The following is an 11251-nucleotide window of genomic DNA, read 5'->3' as shown; positions in this document are numbered from 1 at the left end:
TGGCGGTCCACCACAGTTGTGGGATTGGATTTTATTTTTATCAGCCAGTGAAAAGGCCCTTACTTCCTCATCTAAAGGAGGCTCTAGGCGGTCCGCCACAGCAGAGGAAAGGGTTCTGTGTTTGAAATAAATTATCGGATTGGAAAATCACAATCTATTGGATTTTATTTTTATAAGCCAGTATAAAGGTTCAATCAATAACTAGAATAAGTTTATTTCTTTATTGACTGACCGGCTAATCTTAGGGCTTTTTGAGTATTAGCAAAATGCAATTTTGCTGTTTTTTCAAGCACTTCGGGTCCATAATCCCTAATTAATTGGGCGGCCATTTGGTCGACCGATTGGCCAGCCCCCGAAGGAAGCACACAATCGTATGGAGAGCCAAGTTTCTCCAGGGATTGTAAAAAATAATCGCGAGCAATAATCGAAGCACAGGCCACACTCAAATGCAGCGACTCTGCTTTTTTAGCAAAAAAGGTCTTACCTGGATAGATGGCTTGTCCTTGTTTTTCGAGATGCTGGTAATAATTTCTTTCGGGCGTAAATTGATCAATCAAAGCTCCGTCCAGTTCTCTTTGGTCTTTTGTTGATAGCTTTTGATAACAAGCATTCAGGGTATAGTTATGAGCGATCGCCTTAATTGCGTTGGCATTGTATTTTTGAGTTAATTGGTTATATTTGCTGGGATTAATGATCGTTAGATGGAAACAAACCTGGTCTTGAATTTGATGGGAGAGTGCTTGGATCTTGGTATCGGTCAGGTTTTTCGAATCTTGAATACCTAAGCCTTTTAAAGTTTGGATTTGGGTTTGATTTAGATAAACAGCACAAACTGTGAGTGCCCCGAAATAGGAACCATTTCCCACTTCATCAGAACCAATAAGATTAAGACCTTGATAATGGTAGGCTGGTTTTGGCTTGGAAAGGGGGCTCTTTTTTTGATGAGAGCTTTCAACTTGGTCGGTACTTTGCCATTTATGAGCTTCTTCTTCGGCACAACTGCCTTGAAAGAGGACTTTACCGGAATGGTAGGCAGTGATGATAGTACCGTTGATGCGTAGGCGGTAGTAGGCGTGTGGAGCCTTCTCCATCTTGGCTTGCGGATAGTGATCCACTAGGGATTGGATCGCTTCAGCGGTCATTTTAAGGGTAACGGATGACATAGTTTATCTCCTTTGGATAATTTGTTAGCTTGTTCATAAGTATCATAAGTGAGTCGGGCAAAAGGTGCAAGTTGCCTGAACTTTTGGTAAACTATTCCTATGAATCTTATCGATAAAAGGGAGTTGCTTATGCAAGAGCAAATGCGTTATAAAGCCCAAATCGGGGGTAAAGAATATACCATTTTAGCCAAACAATCACCTGCTCATATGGATGCGGTGATATCTTTAGTTAATCAGCAGTTAGATCAATTAGAAATGTTGGACCCTAGCTTGAGTGTTGAAGATCGGGCGATTTTGATGGCGGTCAATGCTTTGTCAGATCAAATTATTAAGGAAAAGCGAATTTATCAATTGGAGGAAGCTTTAGGGCTTCAATCAGAGAGTCTTAAGCAAGATTCATAAGGAGGATGGGCATGTTTTCATTATTGGTGATAATTATATTAGCCCTGGCTTTTTATGCGGGTTATCGTAGGGGCTTGGTTATGCAAGCAGTGCGGTTGATTGGCTATCTAATCAGTTTTGTCTTGGCAAATTTTTATTTTCAACCGCTCAGTCATTGGTTAGAAATGTTCATTCCCTTTCCAGCCGTTCGTGCAGATACTAATCTAGCCTTGTATTCTGAAGCGGAAAGCTTTTTTGTGGATCAGATTTTCTATCGTTGCTTGACCTTTCTATTAATTTGGTTGATTGGTTGGTTGTTAACGAATCTCATGTCGAGTTTTTTAACCAAATTGTCCTACTACAGTGTTTTAAATATCGTTAATCGTTTGCTAGGTGGGGCGATTAATTTTTTAGTAGCTTATTTTATTGTTTTCATGGTGTTATTCTTGCTATCCTTAATGCCAATCGAGTTTATCCAACAGCAGTTTGTTAATCATCCTTTGCTTTTTTGGATAGTGGATGCTACACCATTGTTAGCTGATTATGTCCGTCATTTAGGCTTAGTATAGGGGGAGTCTATGATTCAAGAACGCAGTCTAAATAAATTGGATTTTCCAAAAATTACTCACCATCTAGCAGGCCTCACTCGAACTCAAATGGCTAAAAATAGGGTTTTGAATTTGCATCCAAGTGGTGACTTGGAACAGATTCGTCGTTGGCAGGAAGAAGTGAGTCAGGCTCGTCAAATTCAGGATCAAGGTAAGTCGATTCCGATTCCACGTTTGGAAGAATTAGGCATGGCTTTTAAGCGATTGGAGATTGAAGCTAGCTTGAATGGTCGAGAATTGGCACAGATTGGCCAATTACTATCAACGGTTAGCCAAGTTAAGCATTTTTTTGATCAAGAAGCCGAAGAGGATCGGATTTATCCTGCTTTATCCTTCTGGGCAGACCAATGTACCATTTTACCACAAGTACAATCGCAAATTGATCAAACAGTCAGTGAGGATGGCACCGTTTTATCGTCCGCCTCGAGCGAACTGGCTCGGATCCGCCGTCAACAAGGACAAACCGAGAACCAAATTCGGACGCAATTGAATCAGTTGCTGAAGTCAAAAGCCAACATTCTCTCCGATGCCCTTATTACTATTCGTAATGATCGCTATGTTTTGCCGGTTAAAGCAGACTTTAGAGGGCAGTTAGCAGGGAACATTCATGACCAGTCCGCTACCGGTCAAACGATTTATGTGGAACCGCAAGCAGTGATTGATCTCAATAATCGCTTGTCTACTCTTTATTCTCAAGAAAAAGCCGAGATTGAACGATTACTCTATGAGATCAGTTTGGAGCTCGTTCCTTATCTGGATGCTTTAAAAGGGAATCAAACGGTGATCGGTCAATTGGATTTTATCCAAGCGAAGGCAGAATATGGTAAGGAGCTCCAAGCAACGACGCCACAGTTTTCAAAGGAGAATCAAGTGGCACTATGGCAGGCTCGTCATCCCTTAGTAGATCCTGATCAAGTCGTCGCTAATGATATTTTGATTGGTGAGACTTATCGTGTGATGCTCATTACCGGCCCAAATACCGGGGGAAAGACGATTGTCCTGAAGACGATTGGACTCATTCAATTAATGGGGCAGGCGGGTCTTCAGGTTCCCTGTCAAGAAGGCAGTCAATTAGGAGTTTTTGATCAAATCTTTGCAGATATCGGAGATGAGCAGTCGATTGAGCAGAACTTATCGACCTTCTCTAGTCATATGACAAATATCGTATCTATTATTGAGTCGGCGACTTATCAATCCTTGATTCTGTTTGATGAGTTAGGTTCTGGAACAGACCCTCAAGAAGGTGCCGCCTTGGCAATGGCTATCCTAGATCATCTGCGTAAGATTGGAGCCGTTATTCTTGCGACAACCCATTACCCAGAACTTAAGGTTTATGGCCATAAGACTCCCAAAACGATTAACGCTGCCATGGAATTCGATGTGGACAGCTTGTCACCGACTTATCATCTGATGATTGGAGTTCCCGGACGATCTAACGCTTTAGAGATATCGCGTCGCTTAGGCTTGGATCCGAGTATTCTAGATCAAGCCAAGCAGGGAATTTCCCAGGACAGTCATTCACTGAATGAGATGGTGGCCAAGTTAGAACGTGAACGACGCGAAGCTTCGACCAAAAATCAGCAAGCTCAGGACCTTCTGGATCAGTCGGCTAGTCTATTAGCGGATCTAAGAACCGAATACGACCGTTATCTCCATCAAAAAGCAGACCTCATTGAAAAAGCTAAGCGCCAAGCCAATGAGAAAGTTGCCGAGACGCAAAAGCAAGCCGAAGCGATCTTGCAAGAAATCCGCGATCTTCAACTGGTTCAAGGACAGAATCACACTATTAAAGAGTCTGTCTTGATTGATAAAAAATCGGCTTTGGATCATTTAAAACAAGCTGAGGATTTGCGAAAAAACAAAGTCTTAAAAAAGGCAAAAAATCAACGCCGTCTTAAAGTGGGCGATGATGTCGAAGTGCTACCCTATAGTCAAAGGGGGACTATTGTAGCCATTGATAAGGAACAATATTTAGTCCAAATGGGCATCCTAAAGATGACATTCTCAGAAGCCGACTTGAAGTTGTTGACGAAAGTTGACCGTAAGGAAAAAATCAACCTTCACCGTCAGGCGGGTTCTAAGGTTAAAACGACACTCGACTTACGAGGTGAACGGTATGATTTGGCGATGAAGCGACTCACTCAATACCTGGATCAAGCTCTCTTATCCAACCATCCGATGGTGACCATTATTCATGGAAAGGGGACAGGAGCACTCAGATCTGGGGTCCAAAAGGCTCTGGAGAATCATCCCCAAGTTGACCACTTTGAATATTCTCCGGCCAATGCTGGTGGAAATGGTTCAACTCAAGTCTATTTCAAGTAGCAGTGAGCATAATAATTTTTTTTATCAAGTAAGTGTACTATAATTAAACATATAGGAAAGGAGCGGATAACATGGTAAAATCTATTACAGATAATGAATTCAATACGGAAACAAACGAAGGGCTGGTCTTGGTTGATTTTTGGGCTCCTTGGTGCGGTCCTTGTCGAATGCAATCACCCGTTGTGGATCAACTCGCTGAAGAAATGGAAGGACAAGTCGAATTCTTCAAGATGAATGTTGATGAAGAAACAAAGGTCGCTTCAGAATTTGGCATTATGTCGATTCCAACAATGATTGTTAAAAAAGAGGGTCAAGTTGTCGAAAAACTGGTTGGCTTTCATGATAAAGCCCGTTTAGAAAAAGTTTTACAAGGCCATCTCTAATCATATAGGACCTTGTTAATTTTTAAGGATCTTTCAATAAAATTTTAGCATGCCTAAGAAGGACTCGCTATTCAAAGAGGTAGGGTCACCTCAAACCCTATCTCTTTTATTTTGACATTTTAAGGTAAAAAGCGCATAATTTATGATAATTAGCTAAACAAAAGGAGAAAATTATGAAAATAGGTCTCGTTAAAGAATTGAAAGAAAATGAAGCACGGGTGGGGCTAACTCCTGCCAATGTTCAAGAACTTTGTCAGATGGGACATCAAGTTCTTGTTGAAAGCCATGCTGGAGATGGGTCTGGCTTTATGGATGAAGATTATCGCCAAGCCGGTGCGACGATTTGCTTAGATCCCGCTCAAGTCTGGCAAGCCCAGATGGTGGTTAAGGTGAAAGAACCGCTTCCGAGTGAATACCAATATTTCTATAAGGGGTTGATTCTATTCACCTACCTTCACTTAGCGCCAGAATATGAATTGACACAGACTCTACTGGAAAAAGGAGTTATTGGAGTAGCCTATGAGACCATGGAACTAGGACATCTTCTTCCCTTGTTAACGCCTATGTCTGAGGTGGCAGGACGGATGGCCGTCCAAATTGGAGCCGGTCTTTTAGAAAAGGTCAATGGCGGCCCTGGTATTTTGCTAGGGGGAGTACCCGGGGTAAAACGGGCGAATGTAACGGTTATTGGTGGAGGTGTGGTTGGCTTCAATGCGGCTAAATTAGCCTACGGATTGGGTGCCAATGTGACGATTATTGATATTAATCCACAACGCTTGGCAGAAATCGAAAATATCCTAGGAAATGGTGTTCAAACCTTAATGTCCAATGCGATCAATATTGAACGTGCCGTGACCGATTCAGATCTTGTGATTGGCTCGGTGCTATTAGCCGGTCGACGAGCTCCGATGTTAGTCAAAGAATCAACCATTAAGGAAATGCGCCCAGGATCCGTCCTCATTGATATTGCTGTCGACCAAGGGGGTAACTTTGAAACGACGCATCCAACGAGTCACCAATCCCCCACTTATACTAAGCATGGAGTCATTCATTATGCCGTGGCGAATATGCCTGGGGCCGTCCCACGAACATCCACCCTTGCCTTAACCAATGCCAGCTTTTATTATGCTAAGCAAATGGCTGAACTGGGTATTGAAGAAGCTGCTCGTCAAAATGAAACGATTGCGACTGGAATCAATACCTATCGGGGCTATTTGACTTCTAAGGCAGTAGCCCAATCGCAAGATAGAGAATTTACGCCTTTAATGGATTGTCTCCAATAAAAGACAGATTAGACCGGTAATGATCATTGTCGTTATCGGCTTTTTGCAGAAATTGATCATGTCAAAGCTTGCATAAGCCCTTAAAATGATAATAGTAGCTTATGAGGAAGGGGTAAATATTTAGTTAGCGAAAGGTCAAAGACAGTTTTACAATTTATAAGAAATTGAATATAATATAATTAAACCTTTGAAAATAATATTTGTGTTAAAATGAGCCCTTTTACACACTCTCACAAAGGCAATCCTATTAAGGCTAGAGGCTAGTCAAGGTGAGGGCTTCACTTTATGGGATGATACATTTAATAAGGAGGCGATGTTATGTCACTCAAAGATGTGACCCCGAATGGCTCAGAGTCAATGGTTAATCGACTTAAGCGTTCAAGTTTTAAAATTCGTTATTTATACCTTGTTCTAGTGATTTTAGCTGGACTGTATTACTATATGGCGCTACCTGCCCTTCACTATGCATCTATGGATTTTTGGCTCTTTATTGGCCTGATTGCTTTAGCGGTGATCGGTATTGAAAGCCTAGTTGAAATGCAAGAGAATTGGCAAAAAATAAGGAATAAAAATAAATTTCAGACCATGAATTTAAGCTTTACCCAATTAAAAAAATTCCGACTTTTAGCATATTTAGCAGGGACTTTAGCAATAGTGGCGATCGTCTCAAATCTTGTTTTTTCACCCTTTTTTATGGCCAAGCGCTATGCAAACTTGTTGCAACCGCAAGTAGTGAATTTTCAAGAGGACTTCCCCCAAGTAGACCTGAATCAGGTGCCTTTGGTGGACCGAGATACAGCGATTCGTCTAGGTAATCGTCGTTTAGGCTCGCTAACCGACTTGGTTTCGCAGTTCGAGGTTTCGGAAGAATACACACAGATTAATATTAATGCCAAGCCCTATCGGGTGACTCCCTTGAAGTATGCCGGTTTCTTTAAATGGGTCAATAATTTTAGAAAGGGGATCCCCCATTATTTACAAGTGGATAATGTGACGGGCGAAGTTCAAGTTCAAACCCCTTCTAAACCGATCAAATATTCCTATGCGGATCATTTTAATCGGTATATCTTACGGCATCTACGCTTCAAATATCCTTTCAAAATGTTTGAACGCCCATCCTTTGAAGTGGATGATCAAGGCACGCCATACTATATAGCAACAACCTATGGCCGCAACTTCTTCTTAAGAGAACCTGAACCACGTGGCCTAATCATTGTTAATGCCATGACTGGAGAAGACCATTATTATAAGATTGATCAGGTTCCAGATTGGGTTGATCGGGTCTACGGTGCAGATCTTGTCATGCATCAATTGGAGTTGAATGGAAAGTACCATAAGGGATTCTGGAATAACCTCTTTGCTAAAGAGGGTGTGACGCGTCCTTCTGAAGGTTATAATTACCTACCAATGCAAGATGATCTTTATCTTTATACAGGGGTGACCTCCGTTTCGGCGGATGAATCGAATATCGGCTTCGTCTTAGTGAATTTGCGGACTAAGGAAGCGAAGATGTATCCTCTTTCTGCAGCAGAAGAGTTGTCAGCTATGGAATCAGCCGAAGGATCTGTTCAGGAGAAAGGCTACAAGGCGACTTTCCCATTATTAATTAACCTTCAGGGCCGTCCAATGTATATATTGACTTTGAAGGACTCCTCGGGCTTAATTAAGAGCTATGCCTTAGTAGATGTTCAGAATTATCAGAATGTATATGTCGCCAATTCAATGAAGCAACTTATTAGTCAATACGCTCAAGATCATACGATTGATGTTAAAGCGGCTAATCTTGCAGACCTTAAAGAGATTAAGGCTGATCTCGACCAGATTCAAGCAGTCGTTAAAGAGGGACAAACGATTTATTACTTTATGGTTGATGGACAGGTCTATCAAGCAGATGTCAGTCTCAACCCTTACTTACCTTTTGTAGAATCAGGAGACCCCGTTCGCTTCCAAGTGGATAGCCAAGGTCAGGTCCAATCGATGGATCTAAGCGAACGATTTGGTAAGGAGGCTAGTCCTCAAGTGGTTGAAGAGGCCTCAAAAGAAGCTTCACCAAGTTCTGAGGACCCGCTGGTCGAATAGTTAAAGATAGAAAGGAAAATACGATGTTAGAAGTAAAACACTTATCCAAGTCCTTTGGATCGGTTCAAGCTGTTAATGATGTATCCTTTACCATTGAACCGGGTACCATAATGGGCTTTATCGGACCCAATGGGTCAGGAAAGACAACCGTTTTTCGGATGATTCTTGATTTTTTAACCCCAGAAAAAGGGGGACAAGTCCTTTGGGATAATCAAGTGATTGGAAAGGGAATCTATAATCTTGTGGGTTATCTCCCTGAAGAGCGTGGCTTATATGAAAAGATGACCATCGAGGACCAGATTGTTTATTTTGCGAGTCTTCGTGGCATGAAGCATAAAGAGATTCTCGATCAGATTGACGAATGGATGGAAAAATTTGCCGTTAAGGGTCAGCGTAAGGATAAGATTAATACCCTATCTAAGGGGAACCAACAGAAGGTGCAGTTGATCTCAACCTTGATTCATCGGCCAAAATTGGTGATCTTAGACGAGCCATTCTCAGGCTTGGACCCAGTGAATGCCGATCTTCTCAAGCAAGGCATTCTCGAATTAAAAGCCGGAGGATCGTCCATTATTTTCTCAAGTCACAATATGAATAATGTTTCAGAAATTTGTGACAAATTAACCATGATTGTCAACGGCAATCAGGTCTTATATGGCAATGTCAATGAAGTTCGAAATAGTTTTGGACGTACCAAGCTATATGTGGAGAGTGATCAGTGGACGAAAGAAAGCTTGAGCCAACTTGACGGGGTTAAGCAAGTCCTAGAAACTCAACCTGAGCACTTTACCCTTTATTTGGCGGATGAATCCTATGGGCCTGCCTTATTTGATCAAATTACTAAAGGTAAATATATTCGTCAATTTGCTCAGCAGCCACCAACCTTAGAAGAAATCTTTAAACAGAAAGCGGGGGAGTTTATTCATGGATAAAATGTGGTTAGTTGCAAGAGAGGTTTATCGTAAGAATATTAAATCCTGGGCTTTTTTCTGGATGATTTTTGGTCCGATAATTATGGGTTTGGTGATTGCAGCGATTGCCTTCTTTATCTATAAGGATCAATCGACTTCTTCCGTTGGAGAAATTGGTATCGTGTCCGATAATTCAGAGTTAATCACAGCCATTAAAGCCATTGAGGATGATAATTACTATCAATTTGATTTATCACAAGACCAGGCACGGAAAGAATTGGAAAATAAGGAATTGGATGGCTATCTTGTCACCCAAGAATCAGACGGACGCTTATCCGCAAAATTCTACCAATCGAATGATGGAAAGAATATTGCCACGGGTCAATTTGAGAAGATCTTATCGGATATTAACCTGCAGGCAACGATTCAACGGTTGAATCTTGATCAATCAGCCATGCAACAAATTCAAGATACGCAAGTACATTTAGAGACTATTAATCTTTCTAAGGATAAGTCTGGAAATGTGGAAGAAATCTCTAAGGACGATCCGATTCAATTTGCTAAGTTAGGCTTTGCTTACTTAACGAGTATCATTGTCTTCATGTTCATCATGACCTATTTGACCATGGTGTCTCAAGAGATTGCGGCCGAAAAAGGTTCACGGATTATGGAGATCGTCTTGTCATCCATCTCTCCGATGGCTCATTTCTTTGGCAAGTTGTTAGGGATTTTCCTAGTGATCTTGACACAGATTTTTATCTATATGGTTTTAGCTGGTTTGGTCTATTATGTAATGGGATTATTCCTAGCTGGCCAATTTGGTCAGTCAGCGGTGCTTACGAATATCCAGGCTGAATTAGGTGCTGTTTCATCAGAATCAGTGGATATCAATAGCCTAATTGGGCCTTTCATTTCTAGTATTAAGCCGATGATTACTTATTCCATGTTGTTTGCTCTACTTGGTGTCTTTGTTTACTTGGTCATTGCCGCCTTCCTGGGATCTTTAGTTTCTCGTGTGGAAGATGTGAATAAGATGATCTCGCCAATTAGTTTAATTGGGGTTGCCGGCTTTTACATTGCTATGTATGCCTTAAATTCCCCGAATTCAAGCATTGTAAAAATTGGTTCTTTTATTCCACTGTTTTCACCATTTATCATGCCTTTCCGAATTGCGACGGATACTGTTTCAACGGGAGCGATTTGGGGAGCCATTGGAACGGTTGGGATCTTTTTGATACTCTGTTTATGGGTTTCTTCGGTCTTCTACAAGTCGAATACCCTGGTATATTCTGATAAGGGACTGATCGGAACACTCAAACAATCGATTTCGATTTGGCGCAATGAAAAACGCGTGAAGGATTAAAGGCTCGTATTCTATTTTATGGGTTGATAATTATAACCATGATGTTAGGAATACGGTGTTAAAATCCGAAAATTTCATTTAAAAAATGAAATCTCCTCTAGCGATGGCAGATCGCCTAGAGCCTCTTTCAGAGTCTCACCGATTCAAGGTGCTACTCATGGGTGAATAATAAGCCTTTCTACTGTCTCAAAAAACAAAACCACTCCCACAGCTATGGTGGACCGCCAGGAGCCTTCTAAAAAAGTCTCCTTGGCTCAGCTGGCTACTCAAAGCGTAAGCGCTAAAGCGCCAAGACTTTGATGTGTGCCAACTGTCCTTTGACCACGGCTGTGGGATTGGTTTATTTTTATCGCCTGTTTCAAGGCTATAGCTTAATTACTTGATAGACGGCATAACCGTATGATTAGAAAAAGTCAATTCTGAGGTATTTTTATAAATATATAAAATGAATAGTAACCGGTTTGATAAATTGGATAAATCTTTCATTATCTTAATAATTTAAGATTAAGGTGTAAATTTTAAGGCTAGCTTTTATAAAATACAACGTTAAATGAAATTATATATAATTTTCATTTTAAAAAATAAATTGACATATATTGTATATATTCAATTATCAATGATACTCATTTTAATAAAGTATTTTCTGGATTATTGAGACTGCTTATCTTTAATGGGCTATGCTTACTCTCTTAAAAATAATTAGCCTAATCTTAATTCAAATCTGAAAATTTATGGAAAAAAGAACCCTTCCTCTG

The 11251-nt window shown here is 40.9% G+C and carries 9 protein-coding genes; 8 read left to right on the top strand and 1 reads right to left on the bottom strand.

From position 1 onward, the window contains the following. Nucleotides 1-212: 212 nt before the first annotated feature. Entirely contained in the window at nucleotides 213-1163 is a 951-nt protein-coding gene (gene rnhC, locus HMPREF2758_RS07885; protein WP_070609918.1) for a ribonuclease HIII, read from the bottom strand. Between the two features lie 129 nt (nucleotides 1164-1292). Between rnhC and zapA the strand changes: the two genes are divergently transcribed. From zapA to HMPREF2758_RS07845, 8 genes are all read left to right on the top strand, one after another. Next, nucleotides 1293-1565 carry a cell division protein ZapA gene (gene zapA, locus HMPREF2758_RS07880; RefSeq protein ID WP_070609916.1) on the top strand — a complete coding sequence of 91 codons (273 nt, stop codon included), beginning with the start codon at nucleotides 1293-1295 and terminating at the stop codon, nucleotides 1563-1565. Nucleotides 1566-1576: 11 nt separating this feature from the next. Beyond that, nucleotides 1577-2113 (top strand): CvpA family protein, encoded by a 537-nt coding sequence (locus tag HMPREF2758_RS07875; protein WP_006907904.1) that lies wholly within the window; start codon nucleotides 1577-1579, stop codon nucleotides 2111-2113. A 9-nt stretch (nucleotides 2114-2122) separates the two neighbouring features. Beyond that, a complete protein-coding gene (locus HMPREF2758_RS07870) occupies nucleotides 2123-4477 on the top strand; it encodes an endonuclease MutS2 (protein WP_070609914.1) in 2355 nt (784 codons plus the stop codon). 71 nt (nucleotides 4478-4548) lie between these two features. Continuing rightward, nucleotides 4549-4860: a thioredoxin gene (gene trxA / locus HMPREF2758_RS07865; protein ID WP_006907902.1), complete on the top strand. Its 312-nt coding sequence runs from the start codon at nucleotides 4549-4551 to the stop codon at nucleotides 4858-4860. A 173-nt stretch (nucleotides 4861-5033) separates the two neighbouring features. Continuing rightward, nucleotides 5034-6143 (top strand): alanine dehydrogenase, encoded by a 1110-nt coding sequence (gene ald, locus HMPREF2758_RS07860; protein ID WP_070609912.1) that lies wholly within the window; start codon nucleotides 5034-5036, stop codon nucleotides 6141-6143. Nucleotides 6144-6461: 318 nt separating this feature from the next. After that, nucleotides 6462-8222, top strand: coding sequence for a hypothetical protein (locus HMPREF2758_RS07855; RefSeq protein ID WP_070609910.1), 1761 nt, complete (start codon nucleotides 6462-6464; stop codon nucleotides 8220-8222). 23 nt (nucleotides 8223-8245) lie between these two features. Further along, the gene (locus tag HMPREF2758_RS07850) at nucleotides 8246-9154 is read left to right on the top strand and encodes an ABC transporter ATP-binding protein (RefSeq protein ID WP_070609908.1); all 909 of its coding nucleotides are present in this window, start codon (nucleotides 8246-8248) and stop codon (nucleotides 9152-9154) included. Further along, a complete protein-coding gene (locus HMPREF2758_RS07845; protein WP_070609905.1) occupies nucleotides 9147-10496 on the top strand; it encodes an ABC transporter permease in 1350 nt (449 codons plus the stop codon). Before HMPREF2758_RS07850 ends, HMPREF2758_RS07845 begins: the two co-directional genes overlap by 8 nt. Nucleotides 10497-11251: the final 755 nt, after the last annotated feature.

This window comes from Facklamia sp. HMSC062C11 (assembly GCF_001810675.1).
Lineage (GTDB): Bacteria > Bacillota > Bacilli > Lactobacillales > Aerococcaceae > Facklamia > Facklamia hominis.
The sequence above is the reverse complement of the archived record's forward strand: the minus strand, read 5'-3'. Positions and strand labels throughout refer to the sequence as shown.

Excerpts from the sequence above, each read along its gene's own strand:
- rnhC (WP_070609918.1), bottom strand. The coding sequence starts at position 1,163 with ATGTCATCCGTTACCCTTAAAATGACCGCTGAAGCGATCCAATCCCTA.
- zapA (WP_070609916.1), top strand. The coding sequence starts at position 1,293 with ATGCAAGAGCAAATGCGTTATAAAGCCCAAATCGGGGGTAAAGAATAT.
- HMPREF2758_RS07875 (WP_006907904.1), top strand. The coding sequence starts at position 1,577 with ATGTTTTCATTATTGGTGATAATTATATTAGCCCTGGCTTTTTATGCG.
- HMPREF2758_RS07870 (WP_070609914.1), top strand. The coding sequence starts at position 2,123 with ATGATTCAAGAACGCAGTCTAAATAAATTGGATTTTCCAAAAATTACT.
- trxA (WP_006907902.1), top strand. The coding sequence starts at position 4,549 with ATGGTAAAATCTATTACAGATAATGAATTCAATACGGAAACAAACGAA.
- ald (WP_070609912.1), top strand. The coding sequence starts at position 5,034 with ATGAAAATAGGTCTCGTTAAAGAATTGAAAGAAAATGAAGCACGGGTG.
- HMPREF2758_RS07855 (WP_070609910.1), top strand. The coding sequence starts at position 6,462 with ATGTCACTCAAAGATGTGACCCCGAATGGCTCAGAGTCAATGGTTAAT.
- HMPREF2758_RS07850 (WP_070609908.1), top strand. The coding sequence starts at position 8,246 with ATGTTAGAAGTAAAACACTTATCCAAGTCCTTTGGATCGGTTCAAGCT.
- HMPREF2758_RS07845 (WP_070609905.1), top strand. The coding sequence starts at position 9,147 with ATGGATAAAATGTGGTTAGTTGCAAGAGAGGTTTATCGTAAGAATATT.